This window comes from Streptomyces sp. NPDC002057 (assembly GCF_040296665.1).
Classification (GTDB): domain Bacteria; phylum Actinomycetota; class Actinomycetes; order Streptomycetales; family Streptomycetaceae; genus Streptomyces.
The window spans coordinates 1-21,943 of record NZ_JBEOXR010000060.1; the positions used below are offsets into that span (position 1 = coordinate 1).

Sequence of the window (21,943 nt, forward strand, 5' to 3'; positions counted from 1 at the left end):
TGCCCCTACCCTCCCCCGGCCCGGGGCCCCGCCCCCCCCCCCCCACCCCCCCCCCCGCCCCCCGCCCCCCCCGCCCCCCGAGCCGGGTGGCCAGCTTCCGCGCCAGCGGCCGTACCGTCCGCCGCAGCTCGTCCAGCTGCGCCCGCCCGGCCAGGAGGAAGTCGACGGAGTCCGCCGTCCCCGCGACCGCCCGGCGCGCGACCAAGTCACGGCCCTGCCGCTCGGCGACGCGCCGCCGGGCCTCCGTCCGCACCCGCTCGCGGAAGGCCTCGATCAGGCGCCGGATCTCGTCGTCGAGGAGCCGCTCGGCGAAGTCGGGTTCCGCCGCCCCGGGGGCCGCCCTCAGCCGTTCCCGTACGCGGGCGAGCAGCGTCTCGGGGCGCAGCCTGGAGAGCGTCTGGTACGAGGACCAGCCGTCCGACTCCGGCCCGGAGCCGTACCCGCCGAAGCCGCCCACCGCCTCGGCGGCCAGCCGGTCCAGAGCCGCGCCGTCACCGGCGGTGAGGGCCTCCGCGAGGCGCTCGCGGAGCGCGGCGAGATCCGCCGGGGTGTTCTCGTACGCCCCCGCCGCCCCGGTGTGACCGAGCGGGAAGTACAGGTCGAAGACCCGGTCGAACACCGGGCGCTGTCCCTCGCCGTGGAGCAGGGTCGCCGCCAGCGCCTCCCTCACCCGAGCCCGGTCCGTGAACCCCACCGCCTCCAGGGCCTGCCCGGCGTCCACGGTCTCGCCCGTCCCGATCCGGAAGCCGTGGGCGCGCAGCGCCCCCACGAGGCCGGTGAGCCGTCCGGCGGGCGCCGCCGGTGCGGCCGGGGTGCCCCCGGGGCTCACACCGCGTCCAGATCGAGCTTTGCCGCGGCCTTCACGATGTCCTCCTGGTGCTTCAGGAGGACGCCCAGGGTCTCCCGCACGACCCCTTCGTCGAGGCGGTCCGCACCGAGCGCGAGCAGGGTGCGGGCCCAGTCGATCGTCTCCGAGACGGACGGCACCTTCCGCAGGTCCATCGCACGCAGCGCCCCCACGACCCGCACGACGGACCCGGCGAGTGCGGCGTCGAGGCCGGGGACCTTGAGGGTGACGATCCGGCGCTCCAGCTCCTCCTCGGGGAAGCCGATGTGCAGGAAGAGACAGCGCCGGCGCAGCGCCTCGGAGAGTTCGCGGCTCGCGTTCGAGGTGAGCACGGTGAACGGCCGCCGGGTGGCCGTGATCGTGCCGAGCTCGGGCACCGTGATCTGGAAGTCGCCGAGGACCTCCAGGAGCAGGCCCTCGATCTCGACGTCGGCCTTGTCGGTCTCGTCGATCAGGAGCACGGTCGGCTCCTCGGAACGGATCGCGGTGAGCAGCGGCCGGGGGAGCAGGAACTCCTCGCCGAAGATGTCGGTCCGCGTCTCGTCCCAGGACTCGCCCCGGCCGGCCGTGATCCGCAGCAGCTGCTTGGCGTGGTTCCACTCGTACAGCGCGCGGGACTCGTCGACGCCCTCGTAGCACTGCAGCCGGACCAGGCGGGCGCCCGTCGCCTCGGTGACGGCCTTGGCGAGCTCGGTCTTGCCGACGCCGGCCGGGCCCTCGACGAGCAGCGGCTTGCCGAGGCGGTCGGCGAGGAAGACGGTGGTGGCGACGGCGGGTGACGCGAGGTAGCCGGTCGTGGCGAGCCGTTCGGCGACGTCGTCGACGGAGCTGAAGAATCCGGTCGTCATGGCGGTCCCCCCGGGGAGCGGAATCTCTTACTGGCCAGTAGCCTCTGCTGTACTTGATCAGATCGAGCACCGTCGCACAACCGTCCCGCGCGAGCTCCGTACCGTGCGCGGGGCGCCACCCGCTGGTGCAATGGGGGGACCGGGTACGCCACCCGGGGACCGCGCGGCGGTGGAGGTGTCGTGGCGGAACGGGACACGGAGCGGGACGAGGCCCTCCTGACCAGGGTGAGGGCCATGGAGCAGGCGATCGGCGAGATCGGCACGACGCTCGACGAGACGAGCACCTGCCGGGAACTCGCCGCCTTCGCCGCCCGCCACCTGCGCGCCTCCACGACGGTCGACCTGCTGACGACCCCGGGCACCCCGCCCCGCCGCGCGGCCCGCGCGGATCCCCCGGGCCGGGACCCCGCCCCGCCCGCCACCACCCACCGCCTCTCCGTCCCGCTCGCCGTGCACGACGGGGAGGAGCCGCTCGGGGCGGTCGGCCTCGTCCGGGCCGGCGGTGACCCCTTCTCCACCGACGAGACGGCCCTCCTCCGCCAGGCCGCCCGGCTCGCGGCCCGGCACCTCGAACACGCCCGCCGTCTCGCCGCCACCGAGGACACCGCCCTCCACCTCCAGCGCGCGCTCGTCGCCGAACCGGGCCGGCCGCACCCCAACCTGGAGATCGCCGGCGGCTACCTCCCCGCCGGCCCCCGCGCCCTCGTCGGCGGCGACTGGTTCGAGACCGTGCGGCTCCACTTCGGGCGGAGCCTCCTCGTCGTCGGCGACGTGATGGGCCACGGCCTCGACGCCGCCGTCGACATGAACGCCTACCGCACGGCCCTCCGGGAGGTCGCCGCGACCGACCTGCCGCCCCACCGGGTGCTGCGCCACCTCGACTCCGTGGTCGCCGAGGACGAGTCCCGCCGCCCCGCCACCTGTCTCCTCGTCCGGGTCGACCCGGCCCGCTCCGTCGCGACCTTCGCCAGCGCCGGGCACCTGCCGCCCGTGGTGTTCGGCGCGGACGGCTCGGCGGAACTCGTCGACCTCCCGGTGGGCCCGCCCCTGGGCACCGGGGTCGGAGGCTACGAACCGACCACCCGCCCGCTCGCCCCCGGCGACACCCTGCTGATCTTCACCGACGGGCTCGTCGAGCGGCGGGGGGAGGACATCGACGTCTCGCTCGCCCGCCTCGCCGCCCTCCGGCTCCCGCCGGACTCCGGCCCCCGTCAGGTCGTCGACGAGGTGCTCAGCCGTCTCGGCGCGCACGGAGCCGAGGACGACGTGGCCGTGCTCGCGGCCCGCATCCGCGCGCGTGCACCGCAGTGACATCGCGTCACATCGTCCCCACCCGCCGCCGTGACGAACGGTCACAGCCCCCCTGCCCGCGTCACGTTTCGGCTCTGCGCGGGATTCTTCGGCAGGATGCTTGTGCACGGGGCCCCGGGCCCGGCACGCTCCTCCGTATGAACACGGCCAGGCATGCCAGTGAACGCTTGATGAGCTGGCCCTCGCTGACCCCCGGCCGCGCCCACTGCGGCGCCGAGCTCGGACTGGGCACCGCGACGCAGGAGATCGTGCATTTCCACGGTGAACACGAGGCGGACGTCCATCTCACCCGCGCCATGGTCGCGAAGCTGCGCCCGGCGCTCCTCGGGTCGAGCGCGGTGCGCCTGCGCGCGGGTTCCGGCTGGGTGACGGTCCGCCTGGACATGGGTTCGGACATCGACCTGCTCGCGACCCTGGTGAGCGCGGCGCTCCAGGCCAACGGCGTCCCCGACGTGGCGCCGGACGGCTGCACCCGCACCCGTCCGGTCACCGGGATCCGCTGAGCCGGGATCCGCTGAGCCGCACGGTGACCGAGCCGGACGGCAGCCGAGCCGGACGGCACCGGGGGCGCCGGTCCTCCGCGCGCGCGTGCTTCCGGCGTACCCGAGCGTGAGCCCGGCGTACGCGGACGCCGCCCCGGCCTAACCGCGCGTGCTCCCGGCACCCTCCGCGGGCAGGGGGAACAGCATGCACGTGCTGGTCGCGTGGGCGAGCAGCCGGTCCTCCGCGTCGTACAGGCCCGCCTCGGCGAGCGCGGTCCTGCGCCCGCGCGACAGCACCGTGCCGATCGCGCGCACCGTGCCGGTGGCGGTGGTGACGGGCCGGAGGAAGCGGGTCGACAGGTCCAGCGAGGTGTACGCGGTGCCCTTCGGCAGCGTCGAGTGGACCGCGCAGCCGGCCGCCGAGTCGAGCAGGGTCGCGTACACACCGCCGTGCACGCTGCCGATCGGGTTGTAGTGCTCCTCGCCCGGCTCCAGGACGAACACCGCGCGCCCGTCCTCGACCTCCTCCAGTCCGAAGCCGAGCAGTGCGGCGATCGGGGGTCCGGGCAGCCGTCCCGCCACCATCTCCCGCAGGAAGTCGAGGCCCGCCATCGAACCCGCGGCCCGCGCGGTGGCTCCGGGGTCCTCCCACTCGACCGTGCGCGACCGCCCCATGACCACTCTCCGCCCGCCGAGGCCGGCTGACTCCCAGCTGGCTCTGTACGGCGAAGCTAGCCTTCGTGACAGCTGACTGTCAACGACAGAGTCAGGTGGCTACAGTGTGACGATGAAGTGGCTGGAGACGGACACGGAGAACTGCTCGGTCCGCCGCACCCTGGACCTGGTGGGCGAGAAGTGGACCCTGCTGATCCTGCGGGACGCCTTCAACGGCGTCCGCCGCTACGACGACTTCCGCCGCCACCTCGGGCTGTCCGAGGCCGTCCTCGCCGACCGGCTGCGCAAACTGGTCGCGGCCGGCGTGCTGCGGGCGGAGCCGTACCGCGAACCCGGCGCCCGGACCCGCTCCGAGTACCGGCTCACCCCCAAGGGCCTCGACCTCTGGCCCGTGCTCCTCGCCCTCAAGCAGTGGGGCGACACCCACACGGGGGACCCCGACGGCCCCGTCCTCGACATCCGGCACACCGACTGCGGAGCGCCCGTGCGCGTCGCCGTCCTGTGCGAGGGCGACGAACAGGCCACCCTGACCACCCGTGACGTCACCGTCCGCCCCGGCCCAGGAGCCCGCCCGCTCCGTCCCTGACCCTGGGGACGGCCGGGTGGCCGGGCGAGCCCCCGCCGCCCTCCGCGCCCCGCCCGGCACCCGTTCGGCGGCACCCCTGCGATGCCCCGGCGTCCGGGCGGGTACCTCACGAGGCATGCCCTCCACACCCGGTCCGCCGCACGACGGTGCCCCCACCGAACACGGCCACTGGCTCCAGCGGTGGTACGCCCAGGTCCAGGCGTCGCCCGTCGGGCTCGCCTGGAACCGGGGCCGCGCCATGGAACTCATGCACCGCGCCATGGGCTTCGCGGCACTCAGCCTGCTCACCCTCGTGCCCCTGCTCATCGTCGTCGCCGCGGCCGACCTCGCCAGCGGCCAGGGATTCGCCCGCTGGCTCGTGCAGGGCCTCGGCGTCTCCGACGTCTCCGAGGAGCAGGTCGAGCGCCTCTTCGGGCAGCCGGGCGCGGCCCTGCAGCGCACCACCGCCTTCGGTCTCGCCGCCCTCGCCGCCTTCGGCGTCACCTTCGGATCCGCCGTACAGACCGGGTACGAACGGGTCTGGGACCTTCCCACGGCCCGCTGGCACACCATGTGGCGGCACGTCGTCTGGCTCGCCGTCCTCGTCGCCTGCCTGCTCCTCTTCGTCGCCACGCCCGCCCCCGCCGACTCCCCGGCCGCGACCACCGCCCTCGTCGCGACCGCCGACCTCATCGGCACGTTCTTCTTCTTCTGGTGGTCGCAGCGCTTCCTGCTCTGCGGCCGGATCCGCTGGCGCGCCCTCGCCCCGGGCGCCGCCCTCACCGCGCTCGGACTCCTCGGACTGCGGATCTTCTCCCAGCTGGTGTTCTCCCCGCTCATCGCCTCGAACGCGGTGACGTACGGTCAGTTCGGCACCGTCCTGGTCCTCCAGTCCTGGCTGGTCGGCGTCGGCTTCGTCGTCTACGGAGGAGCCCTGGTGGGGCGTCTGGTCCACGAGCACCTCATCCGGCGCCGCCTGCGCCGCGACCGTCCGGCGGCTCTCTGACCACCCGCCCTGTCACCCCCGGTCGTACACCCCGGGTCCGATGACCGCGGCCCCGCCCTCCCTCTACGATCACCGCATGTCCGCCACCCCGTCCGTACCGTTCCTCAGGAGGGTCACCCCCGGCGGGTGGACCGCGACCGCCTGGCTCGCGGGCCTGCTCTTCACCGCCCTGCTGCGGATCCGGCTGCCCGGCCAGGAGGAGGCCGACGTCCTGCCGGGGATCGTCATCCTGCGCTGGGACGGCCTCACCATGCTGTTGCTCGCCACCGCCCTCGCCCTGCGCGGCAGCGTGCTCCTGACCCGCCGTCCGGCGGCGGCACTCCGGTACCTCCTGGTCGCCGCGGTCATCGGCAGCACCCCGCTGGGCGTCACCGCCATCCCGTTCGCCCAGTACCTCGCCGTGGACGTCGCCCTCTACACGATCGCCGCCTCCCGCCCGCCCCGGGAGGCCGGCCGCGCGCTCCTGCTCGCCCTCGGCCTCGTCGTCGTCTACCTCGCGGTCCGGCTGCTCTCGGGGTGGAGCGTCGGCACCACCGGCGCGCTGGCCGTCGCCCTCACCGCCGCCGTCGCCTGGCTGCTCGGCCGCTCGGAACAGCAGAGCCGGACGTACGCCGAACGGACCCGCGCCCAGACCGCAGCCCGGGCCGTCACCAACGAACGGCTCCGCATCGCCCGCGAGATGCACGACTCGGTCGCCCACAGCATCGGCATCGTCGCCCTCCAGGCCGGCGCCGCCCGCCGCGTCATGGAGACGCAGCCCGAGCAGGCCCGGCAGGCCCTCGTCGAGATCGAGACGGCGAGCCGCGAGACCCTCGCCGGACTGCGCCGCATGCTCGGCGCCCTGCGCACCGAGGAGTCCGGCGCCGCCGGGGCGCGTCCCGACGAGGCCGCGGGGCTCCCCGAGATGCCCGGCCTCGCCGTCCTGGACCGGCTCGCCGAGGTCACCGCCGCCGCCGGGCTCCGCGTCGCCGTCCACCGCGTCGGAGCGCCCCGCGCCCTGCCGCAGGAGATCGACCTCTCCGCCTTCCGCGTCGTCCAGGAGTCCGTCACCAACGTCCTGCGGCACTCGGGCGCCGACTCCTGCACGGTCACCGTCGACCAGCGGGACCCCGAGGCCGTCGTCGTCACCGTCGAGGACCGGGGCCCCGCCCCCGGCAGGGACCGCGAGCAGAACCACGACCGGGCCCGTTCCGGTGACGGGTCCGGCTACGGCCTCGCCGGGATGCGGGAGCGTGTCGGCCTGCTGCACGGAGAGTTCACCGCCGGGCCCCGCCCCGGTGGCGGCTACCGCGTCACCGCCCGCCTCCCCCTTCCCGCAGGAGCCACCGTCCGATGAGCGACACCACCACCGAGCGGCCCGTCCGGGTCCTCCTCGCCGACGACCAGCCGCTGGTGCGCACCGCGCTCCGGATGGTCATCACCGACCTGCCCGATCTCGTCGTCGTGGGCGAGGCGGCGGACGGCGCCGAGGCCGTCCGGCTCGTCGAGGAGACCGGCGCGGACGTCGTCGTCATGGACCTGCGCATGCCCGGCACCGACGGCATCGAGGCGACCCGCCTCATCACCGAGGGCCCCACCGGCGCCCGCGTGGTCGTCCTCACCACCTTCGACGACGACGACCACGTGTACGGCGCGCTCCACGCGGGCGCCTCCGGCTTCCTGGTCAAGGACATGGCCCTGGACGACATCCTCGCCGCCGTACGCGTCGTGGCCTCGGGGGACGCCCTCATCGCCCCCAGCGTCACCCGGCGCCTCATCAAGGAGTTCACCGACCGCCCGAGGGCCGCCCCCGCCGCCCCCGGACGCCGAACCGACGGGATCACCGACCGCGAGCGCGAGGTGCTCACCCTGGTGGGCCGGGGCCTCTCCAACACGGAGGTCGCCGCCGAACTCCACATCAGCGTCGCCACCGCCAAGACCTACGTGACCCGGCTGCTCGCCAAACTGGGCGCCCGCGACCGCGTGCACCTGGTGATCATCGCGTACGAGGCGGGTCTGGTCTCCGCCGGCTGACCGGGGCGGTCCGGACGGCGGCGGCGCCGAGGCGCCCGGCCGGGAAGTGATCACACGATCCGGTGATGCGCCCCCGAGCGGTCGGTCGCGGCCTCCCGGACCGCTTGGATGGAGACGATCCCATCGGCCCGTCGAAGGAGAGCCGCCCATGGCGAACATCTGGCTGCCGCCCGTCGAGTACGTCGCGACCCTGCCGAGAGCGACGGCGTACGCCTGCCTCTACTTCACCGATACCCGGGGCCGCCCCTTCCAGCTCCGCGCCACCTACCGCACCGAGCTGTGGCAGTGGCCCGGCGGGAACATGGACCCGGGGGAGACCCCCTGGGAGACGGCCGTGCGCGAGTGCCACGAGGAGACCGGCATCACCTTCACCGGCGAGCCGCGGCTCCTGGGCACCCACTTCGTCACCGACCGGGGCGAGGACTGGCCCGCCAACCACATCGGCTTCGTCTTCGACGGCGGAGAGCTGACGGACGTGCAGATCGCCGGTGTCGTCCTCGACCCCGAGGAGCACAGCGAGTACAGCCTGCGCACGCTCGACGAGTGGGAGCGGGAGATGGAGCCGCGGGAGTTCGCCCGCCTCGCGGGGATCGACCGGGCCCGCAGGACGGGCACGCCGCTCTACCTGGAGATCGGCTCCGAGGGCGACTGAGCAAGGGGTACGGGGGTGGGGGCCGTCCGTCCGGACGGCCCCCACCCGTCGGTCGAGGCGGTTCAGGTCCGGCAGCCCACGGGATGGGCGACGTCCACCACGAGGCGCTCCGGGGAGTGCAGCCGGAAGGTCTTGTAGGCGGGTTCGGTGTCGAAGGCGGCGCCCACGGTGACCACGCCCTCGAAGTCGCCGGTCAGCGCGACCCCCTTGAGTGCGGGCAGATGGACCTTGAGCAGCCCGGGGCCCCGGTAGACGGACCTTCCGGCCTCGTCGTGGGCGGCGGCGGGGGAGAGGCGGACCTCCAGGAAGTACTTCCCCGCCAACGGGACCTTCTGCCCCGAACCGTCGTAGTGCAGCGCGGGGACCTGGCGCACGGTGACCGGGGGCAGTGCGGCACCCCGGACGTCGATCACGATCCGGTCGAAGCCCGCGTGCCCGCCCCAACGGGCGTTCACGACCAGGGCGGTGGCCGGGCCCGACGCGCGCGTGGACGGGGCGTTCGCGGCGCCCGCCGGGATCGTGGCGCCGATACCGGCGGTCAGAAGGATGCCCGCGGCGACGGCCGCGAGGGTGTGACGGTGACGCATGACGTCCCCCGTTTCTCCGGTGCGGGGACAGTGGTGTCACTGGGAGAGACATCACCCACAACCATACGGTTCCACCCTGAATAGGATAAAAAGTTCGCTATGTGCTGGAGTGCCACGGCCGACCTCTGGGCCGGCCTCGGGATCGGTGCCGTCGGCGTGGCCTCCCTCGCCTCCGTACGCCGGCCGGGGGACGCGCCCCTCGCCGCCCTGCCCCTGCTCCTCGGCGCCCACCAGGTCGTCGAGGCCGTCGTCTGGCACGGTGGCGGCGGAACGGGACCCGCAACCCTCGCCTGGGCCGTGATCGCCCTCCCCCTGCTGCCGCTCTGGGTCCCGGTCGGCGTCCTCACCGCCGCCCGCCCCGACGACCGGCCACGCCTCCTCGCCCCGCTCGTCGCGGGGATCGCGACCGCCGGCTTCCTCGCGTACCGGCTCGCCACCCGCCCCGTGACCGCCGAGATCCGCGGCCACACCCTCGGCTACGCCGTCGACCTGCCCCACGCGCCCCTGCTCCTCGCCGGGTACCTCCTCGCCACCGTCGGCGCGCTGCTCCTCGCCCGCGACCGGCTCCTGCGGCTCCTCGGACTCGTCACCGGGACCGGAGCGGTCGTCTGCGCGCTGCTCTGGAGCACCGAGTTCATCTCCACCTGGTGCGCCCTCGCCGCCGTCGCCTCCCTGCTGATCCTCGTCTGGATCCGGCGACGGCCGTAACTCCTCGGGCGTTCAGTAGTTGACCCGGTCATGAAGAAGCGCAGCATGCTCGCCATCGCCTCCCTCGCCGCAGGCGTCGTCACCGCCCTCGTCACTCCCGCGCCGCAGGCCAGCGCCACCGAGAGCCCCCTGGGCGGCGCGACCGGCCTCCTCCAGGAGGACCAGGGCGTCGAGACCGTCCTCCAGGACACCGTCGAGGGCGCCGGAGGCGCCCTCCCGGCCCCCGCGACCGGCGGACTCCTCTGACCCGTGTCCCACCCGGCGACCGGTGCCCCGCGCCCCCGAAGGGCCGCGGGGCACCGGCACGCTGTGACCCGGGAGGAGGCGGCCCGTGCGCGCGCCGTACGTGACTAATGACAGGATGTCCCCATGAGCGAGAACGTTTACTTCGACATCACCATCAACGACGAGCCCGCGGGCCGGATCACCTTCAAGCTGTTCGACGACGTCGTCCCGAAGACGGCGCAGAACTTCCGCGAGCTCTGCACCGGCGAGCACGGCTTCGGTTACGCCGGCTCCCCGTTCCACCGCGTCATCCCGCAGTTCATGCTGCAGGGCGGCGACTTCACCCGTGGCAACGGCACCGGCGGCAAGAGCATCTACGGCGAGAAGTTCGCCGACGAGAACTTCAAGCTGAAGCACGACCGCCCGTTCCTGCTGTCGATGGCCAACGCCGGCCCGAACAGCAACGGCTCGCAGTTCTTCATCACCACGATCGTCACCGACTGGCTCGACGGCAAGCACGTCGTCTTCGGCGAGGTCGTCGAGGGCCAGGACCTGGTCAAGAAGATCGAGGGCCTCGGCTCCCGTTCCGGCGCCACCAGCGCCACCATCAAGGTCGCCGATTCCGGCATCGTGAAGGCCTGATCGCCTTCCCGAGCTGAGCCGAGGGCGCCGAGCGCCCTCGCTCGACCCACCCGGCCGGGGCGGGGGACACCGTCCGCGCGACGCGCGTCCCCGCCCTCGCCGAGGGCTCCCGAGGCTCCGGATCAGGTGAAGGCGGGCGCGTTGCGCTCCGCCCACGCCGAGAACGGCCGCGGAGCCCGGCCGAGGACCCCCGCCACGTCGGGGCTCACCCGCTGCTCCTCGGCACTCGGCCCGCCCATCACCGACAGCATCCCGTCCACGGCGTCCTCGGGCAGGAACCGCACCAGCTGGGACCGTGCCTCGCCCGCGCTCTGCGCGACGAACGCGACCGGCTCGCCCACCGCTCCGGCGAGCGCCCGCACCTGCTCACGCGGTGATACCGCCACCGGTCCGGTCAGGACGTACGTCCGCCCCGCGTGCACCGGATGGCGCAGCGCCTCCGCCGCGACCCCGGCGACGTCCTCCGGATCCACCACGGGCAGGGCCACATCGGCGAACGGGGCCGCCACGGTACGCGCCGAGCGCACCTGACCGGCCCAGAGGAACGCGTTGGAGGCGAAGCCCCCGGGCCGCAGGACGGTCCAGTCGACGCCCGACTCCCGCACCGCCTCCTCGAAGCCGCGCAGGATCTCGTGCGACACGGAACCGGTCCGCGTCCCCACCAGCTGCGAGGACTGGAACACGATCCGCCGCGCCCCCGCGGCCACCGCCGCCGCCACGATCTCACGCGGCCTCAGCTCCTGCCCGAGGCCCGCGACCAGCAGATACACCGCGTCCGCACCCTCGAACAGCCCCTTGAGCCCCGCCACATCGGCCAGATCACCCGGCCGGTGCGTCACTCCGGCCGGCAGCCCGGTGGCGGGCCGACGGCTCACCGCCGTCACCTGCTCACCCGCCGCCGCCAGCAGCTCCACCAGCGGACGTCCGACGTTTCCGGTCGCTCCGGTCACCACGATCACAGCTGTTCCCCTCCAGGGAGTCCTCGGCGGAGCGCGAGCGCTCCGCCGTCTTCGTGACCTCATCCTGGAAGGCGAACTGGCCATCTCCTGGCCAGTTTCACCAGCGGATCCCGACCAGTGGCCTCAGGCCCCCCTCAGGCCCCCTCAGGACTCAGCTCTCCTCGCCGAAACGCCGCTCGAACCTGGCGATCCTGCCCTCCGAGTCCACCGTCCGCGCCGTGCCCGTGTAGAACGGGTGGCTCTCGGAGGAGATCTCCACGTCGACCACGGGGTACGTGTTGCCGTCGTCCCACTCGATGGTCCGGTCGCTGGTCGCGGTGGACCGGGTCAGAAAGGCGAACCCGGCCGAGCGGTCACGGAAGACCACCGGGCCGTACTCGGGCTGCTTGTCCTGCTGCACGTGTCCTCCTCGGGCTCACGCCCTGACTCGTCCGGCCGCCTGATCGGCACGGCACCCCCAGCCTCCCCGCGCCCCCGTCCGCCGACCAGCGCCACGGGACCGACCGGGTGACCCTCAGCCGTGCTCCGGCCAGCGCGCCGCGAGCAGCAGCGCGATGTCGTCCGGGCGGGCCGTGGCCTGCCGGGCCTCCCGGATCACCCGGTCGGCCGCCTCGGCCAGCGGCAGCGAACCGGTCGCGGCCAGCGCCAGGCGCAGCCGCTCGATCCCCTCGTCGATGTCCCTGCCCGGCCGTTCGATCAGGCCGTCCGTGAACAGGGCCAGCACCGAGCCGGGCGCGAGCCGCATCCGCGTCACCGGGTACGAGGCGCGGTCGTCGACCCCGAGGACCACCCCGCCCGCCAGGTCCAGGAGCTCCGTCGTCCCGTCCGCACGCAGCAGCAGCGGCTGCGGATGCCCGGCCCGCACCGCCCGGATCTCCCCCGACTCCGGGTCGAGCAGGACGTAGCAGCAGCTGGCGAACTGCCCCGGATCCAGGTCGATCAGCAGCCGGTTGGTGCCCCGCATCACGTCCTGCGGCCGGTGGCCGCCCAGGGCGAACGCCCGTACCGCGCTGCGCAGCTGACCCATCGTCGCGGCCGCCGCCACCCCGTGGCCCTGGACGTCGCCGATCACCAGGGCCAGCCGGCCCTGCCCCGTCTCGATCACGTCGTACCAGTCGCCGCCCACGTCCATGCCCTGGGTGCCCGGCAGGTAGCGGCCCACCGTGTCCACCCCGTCCCGCACCGGCAGCCGGTGCGGGAGCAGCGCGTCCTGGAGCCCCCGGGCGACCTTCGCCTCCGTGTCGTACCGCTGCGCCCGCTCCAGGGCCTGCGCGATGAGCCCCGCGAGCGCCGTGAGCACCGTCCGTTCCTCCGGGCTGAAGCCGCGCGGCTGGTCGAAGCCGAGGATGCAGGAGCCCACCGGCCGGCCCGAGGCGATCAGCGGCAGGAAGGCCCTGGCCCCCCTCTCCGCGTCCAGCGGCAGGTCAGGGTACGAGCGTCCCAGCTGCTCCATCGACTCGAAGAAGAGCGGTCTGCCGGTGGTGAGCGTCTCCACGCCCGGCACCCGGGCGTCCAGTGCCACCCCGTCGAAGGGTTCGAGGAAACCCTGCGGGAATCCGGTCTCCCAGGCGAGGTAGAGGCGCCGGTCGCTCAGCAGGTAGATCGCCAGCTGCCGCCCGCCGAAGGCCGGCAGCAGCTCCTCCGTCACCACCGCCGAGACCTGGCGCGCCGTCATCGCCTCCGTGAGCGCGATCGCCAGCGCCACCGGCCGGTACAGGGCCGAGGCCCGGTCACCGGGGGAGGAGAGGTCGTCGTCCGGTTTCCGTCCGGTCCCGGACTTGTGCGCCAGAGCCGCCGGATCCTCCTCGGGGACCAGCACCATCGTGACCCCGTCCCGCCCCGGGTGCAGCGAGACCGACAGCCACCGGCCCTGATCCGGACGGGCCAGGAAGCGGATCGGCTCGCCGGACAGGAGCGCGGCGCGCAGCTGTTCGTCGTGGAAGGGGTGGTCGAACCAGGGCAGCGCCTCCCAGAGCGGCCGCCCGGCCAGCGCGCCGCGCGTCCTGCCGAGCAGTCGTTCGGTGCGGTCGTTGACGTAGGTGATCCGGCCCAGCCGGTCCATGGCCAGAATCGCCCGTGGCAGCCGGTCCGTGGCGTCCGAGCCGACCAGCCCGGTCCCCAGGTCGACGAGCGTTCCCATCAGGTGCCCCGCGCCGAGGGGCCGGCGGACCCCGTCACGCGCGCGCGTGGGGCCGGGCGGGTCCGGGGCCGCCGTGGCCCCTGGAGGATCCCTCCTCGCCCTGGCGGACACCTCCAGGAGGTGCAGGCGGCCGTCGGGGCCCTTCAGCCGGATCCTGCGCACCGCCGTGCGTCCGTCCGGGCCCGTCGCCTGCCGGGCCGCCGCCCACAGCGCGTACCCGTCCTCCGGTTCGAGGAGCGAGGTCAGCACCTCGATCGGACAGGGGGAGCGCACGTCCGGACCGAGGATCCCGAGGAGCCCCTCGTCCAGCGTGACCACGTTCGAGTCCAGGTCCCAGTCGAAGGAACCGAACCGGACCGGCGGCCCGGAGCCGGTGGACAGCTGGACGCAGACGGGATCACCGGGCCACTCGACCGGCGTCCCCTGGTGGACCAGACCGGACAGGGCCCCACCGAGGCGGAGCGCCTCCCGGGTCATCCGGTTCCGGTCGCGCGCGTCCACCGGGACCCCCGGAGTCGGAGCCCGCAGCGCCACGAGCACCCCGTAGCGCTCGCGGCCGGCGACCACCGGCGCGTACAGCGAGGCGAAGGGGAACGGCAGGCTCGCCACCAGCTGCGGGAAGGACCGCATCGCCTCCTCGACGTCGGCGAGGTGGACGGGCTGCCCCGAGCGGTGCACCTCCGCCACGGGGAACGGCCGGTTCGTGTGCATCCGCCACCAGGGGCGCATCAGGGGGCCCGGCAGCCCCACGAGGACCGCGAGCCGCAGCAGCCCGGGGGTTCCCGAGCGCAGGTACACCCCGCCCGCGTACCCCCCGACCTCCTCCACCGCCCGCAGCGCGGACTCCGCGAGCGCCCACGTCAGCGCGCCCGAAGCGAGGCCGTCGACGGTTCCCTTCCCGGACGGACGCCCGGTACCGTCCGCCGGTCCGGGGCCGTACGAGCCGTGCGAGGTCACACAGCAAGGATGCCCCTGACGGGAACGGCCCCGCATCCCGACCCGACGGCCCTCCGCCTTTCTCCGCCGGTCCCCGCGCCGACGAAGATCTCTCCCCCGTCCGACGACGGTGTTGACCGCACGCGTCCGCGCCGTCACACTCGGTCGTCGTCCGGTGTCGCGCGTGCGTGGCGCCATCACCACATGACCAGGGAGCACGATGACGGGCCGGGTTCTTCCGTACGACGTACAAGGCGACGGCCCCCGGCGGGCCCTCGTGCTGCACAACTGGTTCGGCGACCGCACCAGCTTCGCCCCGCTGCGCGCCCATCTGGACGACACCACCGGCTCCTACGCCTTCGTCGACTGCCGTGGCTACGGCGAGGCCGTCGACCACCCGGGGGCCTACACGATGGAGGAGGTCGCGGCCGACGCGCTCGCCGTCGCCGACGACCTCGGCTGGGACTCCTTCTCCGTGATCGGCCACTCGATGGGCGGCAAGGCCGCCCAGCTGATGCTCCTCGACGCCCCCGAACGCGTCCGGTCGATCATCGGCATCTCGCCCGTCTCGGCGGCCGGCTTCCCCCTCGACGGCGACACCTGGGAACTCTTCGCCGGCGCCGCCGAGGAACCCGCCAACCGGCGGGCCATCATCGACAACACCACCGGCGGCAGGTACGACGACTCCTGGCTGAGCACGCTCGTCGATCGCTCCGTCGGCCGCTCCTCGGCCACCGCCTTCCGCGCCTACCTGGACTCCTGGTCGCGCACCGACTTCCACGAGCGCGTCCGTGACAACCCCGCCCCCGTGCTGCTCGTCGTCGGCGCCCACGACCCCGCGCTCGGCGCCGAGGCGATGGAGGCCACCTGGCTGCGCTGGTACCCCAACGCGCGCCTCGAAGTCCTCAAGGACGCCGGTCACTACGCGCCCGAGGAGACCCCGCAGGCCCTCGCCGAGGCCATCGAGGCCTTCCTGGCCGCCTGACGGCGGCTTCGGCCGGGTCGCCGTATCTCATCCGAACGTCGTCGGCGGCGACGACTTTCGAGGACAGCGGTGCGGCCCCCCGCCGCCGGATCATCGTGCTCACGACCTCAGGGGGCGGTCCTTCGACGGACCGCCCACGACCGGCAGGAGCACGTTCGATGGGCCTCGCGCAGACGCAGCACCGCTTTCTCGTCCGGCAGAAGGTGACGCTCATGGCCAACCGCTACCTGGTGCACACCGTCGGCCCGGACGGGGAGGAGGCCGAACTCGTGGCCTTCGCCCACCAGAAGAGGATGGCGCTGAAGGAGCAGTTCACCTTCTACACCGACGAGTCCCAGCGCCAGGTCCTCTTCACCGTCAAGGCCCGCCAGGTCATCGACCTCGGCGCGACCTACGACGTGCACGGCGCCTCCGGCTCCCGGCTGGGCGCCTTCCGCAAGAACTTCGGCGCCTCCCTGCTGCGCAGCACCTGGCACCTGAGCCGGGAGGGAGCCGCGGGGGAGACGACCGGTCAGGAGCGGAGCGAGCTGCTCGCGCTGCTTCGCCGCGCCTGGGAGTTCCTGCCCTTCACCGACCTGCTCCCCTTCATCGTGCCGTACCACTTCGACTTCACCGACGAGGAGCGGACCGTCATGACCGTCGACAAGATCTTCGGTCTGCGCGACCGGTACGTGCTCGACATAGCCGACCCGGAGCTCGACCGGCGTCTCGCGATAGCCCAGGCCGTCGCCCTGGACGCCCTGCAGTCCCGCTGACCTCCGCTCCACCCGACCGCCGCGGGAGAGGCGACCTACCCTGGAGAGGCGGGCAGGGGACAGGACACGCCGTCCCGCCCTCGTCCGGAGCCGTGCGTGCGGATGGGCGGTGGGCCATGTTCTTCAGCGATCGCACCGACGCGGGTCGGCAGCTGGCCGGCCTGCTCGATCGCCTCAAGGGCCATGACGTCGTGGTTCTCGGCCTGCCCCGGGGCGGGGTGCCGGTGGCCGCCGAGGTCGCGGACGCCCTGGACGCCCCGCTCGACATCTGCCTCGTGCGGAAGCTGGGCGTGCCCCGGCAGCCCGAACTCGCGATGGGCGCGCTCGGCGAGGGCGGTGTGCGGGTGCTGAACGAGCGGGTGCTGCGGGAGTCCGGGGTGACCGAGCGGGATCTCGCCGAGGTCGAGCGGCGCGAGCACGTCGAACTCGAACAGCGGACCCGCCGCTACCGGGGCGGCAGACCGTCCGTCCCGGTGGAGGGCCGGACGGTCCTCGTCGTCGACGACGGTCTGGCCACCGGTGCCACGGCACTCGCCGCGTGCCGGGTGGTCCGTGCCAAGGGTGCCGCGCGGATCGTGCTGGCCGTCCCGGTCGCGCCACGGGGCTGGACGGCCAGGCTCGGCGGCGAGGCCGACGAGACCGTGAGCGTCCACGCGCCGGAGCGGTTCTTCGCGATCGGACAGTTCTACCGGGACTTCTCACAGACCGCCGACGCCGAGGTCGTCGCCTGTCTGGACCGGAACCGGGCCGCGCACGACCCGGTCGTCCAGGACTCGGACGTACGGATCCCCACGGCCGCCGGAGTGACGCTCGCCGGGCGGCTCGCCGTGCCCGAGGGAGCCCTCGGCATCGTCCTGTTCGCCCACGGCAGCGGCAGCGGCCGGCACAGTCCCCGCAACCGGGCGGTCGCGGCGGCGCTCAACCGGGCGGGACTCGGCACCCTCCTGTTCGACCTGCTCACCGAGGCGGAGGCGGTCGACCGGGCGCATGTCTTCGACACCCCGCTGCTCGCCGGCCGGCTCACCGACGCGACGGAGTGGCTGGCCGGGCGCCCGGAGAGCGAGGGCCTTCCGCTGGGATACTTCGGGGCGAGTACGGGAGCCGCCGCCGCGCTGTGGGCGGCGGGCGATCCCGCGTCCCCGGTGACCGCCGTCGTCTCACGCGGCGGCCGGCCGGACCTCGCGGCCGACCGTCTGGCCCGGGTCCGGGCTCCCACGCTCCTGGTGGTGGGAGGCCGGGACACGCCGGTCCTGGACCTCAACCGGCGGGCCGGCTCCCTGCTGCGCTGCGAGAGCCGGCTGGCCGTCGTCGACGGCGCCACGCACCTCTTCGAGGAGCCGGGCGCCCTGGAGGAGGTGGCGAAACTCGCCACCTCCTGGTTCAGCGGGCACTTCCGGGGTCAGTAGGCCCCGTTGACCTGGTCCATCGAGCCGTACTTGTCGGCCGCGTAGTTGCAGGCGGCGGTGATGTTGGCGACCGGGTCGAACGGGTCCATCGACGTGCCGGGCACGTGATAGGCCCGGAAGGTCGGGTCGATCACCTGGAGGAGGCCCTTCGACGGGGTACCGGCCACCGCGTTGGAGTCCCACAGGTTGATGGCCTGCGGGTTGCCCGAGGACTCACGCATGATGTTGCGGTGGATCCCTTCGTAGGAACCGGGGATGCCGTGCTGGGCCATGACGGCGAGCGACTCGCGGATCCAGCCGTCGAGGTTGTTCGCGTACTGGGTGACGGCGACCGGGGCGGCCTGGACGGCACCGGCGGCGGAGGCCCCCGCGCCGGTGGCGGCGGGCGCGGCGGCCCGGCGCTCGGAGCGGCTGGCCCGTTCGGTCGTGGAGGCCTTCTTCGCCTGGGCGGGAGCCGCCTTCGCGGAATCCTTACGAAGCGTCAGTTCAAGACCCGGGTGAATGAGTGACGGATTGTCACCCACCGCGCTCATGTTGGCCCGGTAAAGGCCCTTCCAGCCGCCCTGAATTCCCTTCTTCTTGGCGATCAGGGAAAGCGAGTCGCCGCTCACGACGGTGTAGGTGCGGGCGGCGGCCGGGGCGGCGGGAGCCTTGGCGGCGACCGGGGCCGCGGCAGGAGCGGCGGGGGCGGCGACGGCCCGGGCGGTGAATTCCGGGGCGCCGGAGACGGGGGCGGCGCCGGCCGCCGCGGGGGCGATCAGCGGGAGGGCAAGGGCGACTCCACCTGTGCCGACCAGCGCGAGTCCATGGGAGACGGCGCGGCGTCGGGGGCGGCGGTGCTTACCGTGAGCAGGCATGACGGGATTCCTCTCCGGCGCCTGCGGGGTGAGCTGTCGGGTTCGGACGGGAGATGTCCGGCCGCGCGCACGCGGCTGCACCCCGAGCCGTCCCGGATTCCGGGCCGGCGTATTCGTGGGTCCCCCGCTCCTGCCGTCGGGTGAAAAGGGAGGTATTTCGAGCGGTGGCAGGATTCGGCGATCCGCTCGAATGGAGGTGACCGTAGGCCAGTAATGCGACAGAGAACAAGAGGACCGGAGTCCCGGGCCCGGGAATTGGATCACCGAATTCGATGAATTCAAGATCGAACGCGCCGAAGGCTCCTCGAACTTCCTTGTCCGGCCCGGCCTGCGCGGAGTTCTGCCCCGAGGGCCGTGCCGGGAAAGTGAGTCGCGTCACCAGCGCCCTTATGTCCGAATAGGGCTTTTGGCTACGTAAATTCGGTAGTGGGCGGTAAAGGCCGTATCGAAGAGGTGGACACTCGACCCTAAAAGTCGCAAAACCGACATTCGTCGTGAAAGATGAGGTGACCCCGACCGAGGAGCTGCCCGGATGTCCCCCTCCGCCGCCCTGCTCACCCCCGACGGACTCGACCGCGAGGCCGCCGAGCTCTACGAGAGCGCCGCCTGGCAGCGTGCCGTCACGGACTTGACCACCGCTCCGCCGCCCCTGACTCCGTCGCGGCCCGCGACCGTACTGCCGCCCGCGCCCCCGCCCGACGAGAGCTGGCGGGCTCTGCTCACCGTGCCGGTGGACCGCCTCGTCGCGGACGCGCTCGACGCGCTGCCGCCGGCCCCGCCCTCCGAGCACCGCCTCCCCGGCCGGATCGGGGCCGTCCTGCCCGACCGGCTGCACGCCTGGCGCCGTATCGGCCGTCCGGATCTGCGCCCTTCGGTCCACCTCGGCTACGCGCGCCTCGTCCTGACGGAGTGGGGCTGGCAGAACGCCCCGTACAAGCTGCGCGACGCGCGGGGGGCCCGGTGCGTCTGCGGCGCGCTGCTCGCCGCGCACCGGCTCGGCCACGGCAGCGCCACGACCATGAACGAGGCGGCCGCCTGGATCATGGCCGAGCTCCGGTCGCGGGGCTGGAGCGAGCTGATCGGGCCCTGGAACCGGGCCCCGGGCCGTACGGCCGCGGACGCGGTCGCCCTGCTCGACGCCACGATCCACCGCGCGGCGCACGCGGGCCGCTGACGGCCGTGCCGATGAGCCGGGCGGCCCGGAAGCCGCCCCCGGCTCATCGGCGCGGGACGCCCGCCCGGCGTGCCTCAGCCGGTGACGCTCGCGGCGCCGGTCTCGATGTGGCCGGTGTACCGGCGCGACCAGGTCCCGTCGATGTCGACGACGATCGTGAAGTCGTACCAGCCGTTGTGGAGGGCCACCGCGTTGAAGAAGTCCTCCCGCGTGGAGTTCGCCGGCACCGTGTACGTCCACGGGCCGTCCGTGCGATAGGCGTTCGAGCGGATCGTGAAGGTCACCGGTCCCGCCGAGGTGTTGCTCATCCGGAACCAGAGCGCCGTCCGGCCCGAGCCCGCCTCGGGGGCGAACCGGGCCGCCACCTCGACGGCTCTGCCCGCCTTGGACGCGTCCCCGAGGAAGCGGCGCAGGAAGCGGTTGGGGCCCATCATCGAGATGTCGTACTTCCCCGATCCCGACCCCGTGCCGATGTTGAAGTAGTCGGTCGCCGTGGCGCCCGGGTCGACCGTGTACTGCCAGGCGGCCGTGTCGCGGTGCTGGTGCGGGTGGATCGAGAAGTGGGCCGCCCGCCTGGCCTCCGCTCCCTGGTTCGCCATCGAGAACCAGGCCAGGATCTTCCCCGCGGACCCGAACTCGAAGCGGTCGAGGTTGCCGTTCACCTGGTACGGCAGGGCGCGGGCCGGACGGGTTCCCGACTCCTGCGCGGGCAGGGCGTTGTTCTGCGGGGCCGGGTTCGGCAGCGGTTTGCAGGTGGCCTGGCCGATCACCTTCGCCGTGGACGGAAGGCCGGCCGGCACGCCGTACACGGGGTGGGCGAAGTCGAAGACGCCGGTCAGGTCGCCCGTCACCTTCCGCCGCCAGGCGCTGATGTGGGGGCAGGCGGCCGGGGTGCCGAGCGCGGCCGTCCAGGTCTCCATGAAGCGCAGCACGGAGGTGTGGTCGAAGACCTCGGAGCTCACCCAGCCGCCCCGGGTCCACGGGGACATGACAAGCATCGGGACGCGGAAGCCGAGCCCGATCGGAACGCCGTCGAGGTACTCGCCCGGGGTGCCCGGGGGAGCGACCGGCGGCGGCACGTGGTCGAAGAAGCCGTCGTTCTCGTCGTAGTTGAGGAAGAGCACCGTCGAGTCGAACACCTCGGCGTCGGCCGCCAGGGCGCGGTAGACGAGATCGACGAAGTGCGCGCCGTCCCCGGGCGGCGCGTACGGGTGCTCCGAGAACGCCTCGTTCGCGACCACCCACGAGACCTGCGGCAGGGTGCCCGCGACGACGTCGGCGCGGATGGCCGCGGCGATGTCGTCCGGCGTCGACCCGGTGACCTTGGGGACCGATCCCATCCCTCGGTCGTACAGCGGGTCGCCGGGGCGGGCGTCGGTGAACCTCTTGAAGTACGCGAGGCCGTTGTCGCCGTAGTTGTCCTGGGCGTTCTGGTAGAGCTTCCAGCTCACCCCGGCGCGCTGCAGCGCCTCGGCGTACGTCTCCCAGGTGAGGCCCGACTCGTCGCCCCCGTCCTTGCTGGAGGCGTCGATCCTCCCGCTCCACAGGAAGGTGCGGTTGGGGCCCGTGGCGCTGAGCGCCGAGCAGAAGTACGCGTCGCAGATCGTGTAGTGGTCGGCGAGCGCGTGGTGGAAGGGGATGTCCCCGCGGTCGAGGTGGCCGAGGGTCCGGTTGTTGCCGACTCCGGTGACCCAGTTGTCCAGGCGCCCCTTGTTCCAGGCGGCGTGCTGCGAGGTCCAGCTGTGCGGCAGGTCGCCGTTGCACTGGGCGAGGGTCTCGCCGTCCACGCCGCCGGCGGGCGGGGTGTCGCTGAGCTTCCAGGGGTACCGGCGGCCGCCCCGGTCGGGCTGGTTGAACATCCCCCAGCCGCCGGGCAGGTTGCCCGCCGCGCGGTCGCCGAAGCCCCGGACGCCGCGCAGGGTGCCGAAGTAGTGGTCGAAGCTGCGGTTCTCCTGCATGAGGATCACCACGTGCTTGACGTCGGTGAGGGTGCCGGTGGCCGCCCGCGCGGCGGCGGACGCCCGGGCCGTCGGGAGCGCCGCGCCCGCCACGAGCCCCGCGCCGATACCGACGAATCCCCTGCGGCTGATGGGAATCATGCTCCGCCTCTCCTGTCGCGCTGTGCCCCGGCGGCACGTGCGAGACATGATGGGGGAGGGGAGCTTAAAGG

At 73.6% G+C, this 21,943-nt stretch carries 22 protein-coding genes, 1 pseudogene and 1 riboswitch; of the genes and pseudogenes, 14 read left to right on the forward strand and 9 right to left on the reverse strand.

The window, feature by feature from the left end:
* A pseudogene (locus ABT129_RS32490) lies at positions 1-829 on the reverse strand (hypothetical protein); the annotation flags it as partial.
* Entirely contained in the window at positions 826-1,695 is an 870-nt protein-coding gene (locus tag ABT129_RS32495) for an AAA family ATPase (RefSeq protein ID WP_351908796.1), read from the reverse strand. The gene ABT129_RS32495 and the pseudogene ABT129_RS32490, both read right to left, overlap by 4 nt.
* Positions 1,696-1,875: 180 nt before the next feature.
* Here ABT129_RS32495 and ABT129_RS32500 point away from each other — a divergent pair, with 180 nt between their 5' ends.
* Positions 1,876-3,006, forward strand: coding sequence for a PP2C family protein-serine/threonine phosphatase (locus tag ABT129_RS32500; RefSeq protein ID WP_351908798.1), 1,131 nt, complete (start codon positions 1,876-1,878; stop codon positions 3,004-3,006).
* A gap of 170 nt (positions 3,007-3,176) precedes the next feature.
* Positions 3,177-3,509: a luciferase domain-containing protein gene (locus ABT129_RS32505; protein WP_502981976.1), complete on the forward strand. Its 333-nt coding sequence runs from the start codon at positions 3,177-3,179 to the stop codon at positions 3,507-3,509.
* 138 nt (positions 3,510-3,647) lie between these two features.
* Here the strand turns inward: ABT129_RS32505 and ABT129_RS32510 are convergent, their stop codons facing one another.
* On the reverse strand, positions 3,648-4,163 hold the full coding sequence (locus tag ABT129_RS32510) for a PaaI family thioesterase (protein ID WP_351908802.1): 516 nt from the start codon (positions 4,161-4,163) through the stop codon (positions 3,648-3,650).
* A gap of 112 nt (positions 4,164-4,275) precedes the next feature.
* Here ABT129_RS32510 and ABT129_RS32515 point away from each other — a divergent pair, with 112 nt between their 5' ends.
* The 5 genes from ABT129_RS32515 to ABT129_RS32535 all read left to right on the forward strand — a co-directional run bounded on the left by ABT129_RS32515 (position 4,276) and on the right by ABT129_RS32535 (position 8,399).
* Entirely contained in the window at positions 4,276-4,749 is a 474-nt protein-coding gene (locus tag ABT129_RS32515) for a winged helix-turn-helix transcriptional regulator (protein WP_351908804.1), read from the forward strand.
* 115 nt (positions 4,750-4,864) lie between these two features.
* Positions 4,865-5,734 (forward strand): YhjD/YihY/BrkB family envelope integrity protein, encoded by an 870-nt coding sequence (locus ABT129_RS32520; protein WP_351908806.1) that lies wholly within the window; start codon positions 4,865-4,867, stop codon positions 5,732-5,734.
* A 76-nt stretch (positions 5,735-5,810) separates the two neighbouring features.
* The gene (locus ABT129_RS32525) at positions 5,811-7,070 is read left to right on the forward strand and encodes a sensor histidine kinase (protein ID WP_351908808.1); all 1,260 of its coding nucleotides are present in this window, start codon (positions 5,811-5,813) and stop codon (positions 7,068-7,070) included.
* Complete coding sequence (locus ABT129_RS32530; RefSeq protein ID WP_351908810.1) at positions 7,067-7,747, forward strand: response regulator; 681 nt, start codon at positions 7,067-7,069, stop codon at positions 7,745-7,747. Before ABT129_RS32525 ends, ABT129_RS32530 begins: the two co-directional genes overlap by 4 nt.
* Positions 7,748-7,895: 148 nt before the next feature.
* Positions 7,896-8,399, forward strand: a complete 504-nt coding sequence (locus ABT129_RS32535; protein WP_351908812.1) for an NUDIX domain-containing protein — start codon at positions 7,896-7,898, stop codon at positions 8,397-8,399.
* Between the two features lie 62 nt (positions 8,400-8,461).
* Here ABT129_RS32535 and ABT129_RS32540 read toward each other — a convergent pair whose 3' ends face one another.
* The gene (locus tag ABT129_RS32540; RefSeq protein ID WP_351908814.1) at positions 8,462-8,986 is read right to left on the reverse strand and encodes an AMIN-like domain-containing (lipo)protein; all 525 of its coding nucleotides are present in this window, start codon (positions 8,984-8,986) and stop codon (positions 8,462-8,464) included.
* Positions 8,987-9,085: 99 nt separating this feature from the next.
* On the opposite strand from ABT129_RS32540, the gene ABT129_RS32545 reads away from it, so the two are divergent.
* The 3 genes from ABT129_RS32545 to ABT129_RS32555 all read left to right on the forward strand — a co-directional run bounded on the left by ABT129_RS32545 (position 9,086) and on the right by ABT129_RS32555 (position 10,561).
* Complete coding sequence (locus ABT129_RS32545) at positions 9,086-9,694, forward strand: DUF6629 family protein (RefSeq protein WP_351908816.1); 609 nt, start codon at positions 9,086-9,088, stop codon at positions 9,692-9,694.
* Positions 9,695-9,724: 30 nt separating this feature from the next.
* On the forward strand, positions 9,725-9,940 hold the full coding sequence (locus ABT129_RS32550; protein ID WP_351908818.1) for a hypothetical protein: 216 nt from the start codon (positions 9,725-9,727) through the stop codon (positions 9,938-9,940).
* 123 nt (positions 9,941-10,063) lie between these two features.
* On the forward strand, positions 10,064-10,561 hold the full coding sequence (locus ABT129_RS32555) for a peptidylprolyl isomerase (RefSeq protein ID WP_351908820.1): 498 nt from the start codon (positions 10,064-10,066) through the stop codon (positions 10,559-10,561).
* 122 nt (positions 10,562-10,683) lie between these two features.
* Here the strand turns inward: ABT129_RS32555 and ABT129_RS32560 are convergent, their stop codons facing one another.
* From ABT129_RS32560 to ABT129_RS32570, 3 genes are all read right to left on the reverse strand, one after another.
* Positions 10,684-11,520, reverse strand: a complete 837-nt coding sequence (locus ABT129_RS32560) for an SDR family oxidoreductase (RefSeq protein WP_351908822.1) — start codon at positions 11,518-11,520, stop codon at positions 10,684-10,686.
* Between the two features lie 151 nt (positions 11,521-11,671).
* Positions 11,672-11,920, reverse strand: coding sequence for a type B 50S ribosomal protein L31 (locus ABT129_RS32565; RefSeq protein ID WP_351908824.1), 249 nt, complete (start codon positions 11,918-11,920; stop codon positions 11,672-11,674).
* Between the two features lie 114 nt (positions 11,921-12,034).
* Positions 12,035-14,617 (reverse strand): SpoIIE family protein phosphatase, encoded by a 2,583-nt coding sequence (locus tag ABT129_RS32570; protein ID WP_351908826.1) that lies wholly within the window; start codon positions 14,615-14,617, stop codon positions 12,035-12,037.
* A gap of 199 nt (positions 14,618-14,816) precedes the next feature.
* On the opposite strand from ABT129_RS32570, the gene ABT129_RS32575 reads away from it, so the two are divergent.
* The 3 genes from ABT129_RS32575 (at position 14,817) to ABT129_RS32585 (ending at position 17,742) form a co-directional block, all read left to right on the forward strand.
* The gene (locus ABT129_RS32575; protein ID WP_351908828.1) at positions 14,817-15,581 is read left to right on the forward strand and encodes an alpha/beta fold hydrolase; all 765 of its coding nucleotides are present in this window, start codon (positions 14,817-14,819) and stop codon (positions 15,579-15,581) included.
* A gap of 158 nt (positions 15,582-15,739) precedes the next feature.
* Positions 15,740-16,336, forward strand: coding sequence for an LURP-one-related family protein (locus ABT129_RS32580; protein WP_351908830.1), 597 nt, complete (start codon positions 15,740-15,742; stop codon positions 16,334-16,336).
* Between the two features lie 116 nt (positions 16,337-16,452).
* Positions 16,453-17,742: a phosphoribosyltransferase family protein gene (locus tag ABT129_RS32585; protein ID WP_351908832.1), complete on the forward strand. Its 1,290-nt coding sequence runs from the start codon at positions 16,453-16,455 to the stop codon at positions 17,740-17,742.
* Here the strand turns inward: ABT129_RS32585 and ABT129_RS32590 are convergent.
* On the reverse strand, positions 17,736-18,599 hold the full coding sequence (locus ABT129_RS32590; RefSeq protein ID WP_351908834.1) for a LysM peptidoglycan-binding domain-containing protein: 864 nt from the start codon (positions 18,597-18,599) through the stop codon (positions 17,736-17,738). The genes ABT129_RS32585 and ABT129_RS32590 overlap by 7 nt on opposite strands.
* 5 nt (positions 18,600-18,604) lie before the next feature.
* Positions 18,605-18,786: riboswitch (cyclic di-AMP (ydaO/yuaA leader) on the reverse strand.
* A 345-nt stretch (positions 18,787-19,131) separates the two neighbouring features.
* Between ABT129_RS32590 and ABT129_RS32595 the strand changes: the two genes are divergently transcribed.
* Positions 19,132-19,773, forward strand: a complete 642-nt coding sequence (locus tag ABT129_RS32595; protein WP_351908836.1) for a DUF6197 family protein — start codon at positions 19,132-19,134, stop codon at positions 19,771-19,773.
* A 74-nt stretch (positions 19,774-19,847) separates the two neighbouring features.
* On the opposite strand, the gene ABT129_RS32600 is transcribed toward ABT129_RS32595, so the two are convergent.
* Positions 19,848-21,872, reverse strand: a complete 2,025-nt coding sequence (locus tag ABT129_RS32600) for a phosphocholine-specific phospholipase C (RefSeq protein ID WP_351908838.1) — start codon at positions 21,870-21,872, stop codon at positions 19,848-19,850.
* Between the last annotated feature and the right edge of the window lie 71 nt (positions 21,873-21,943).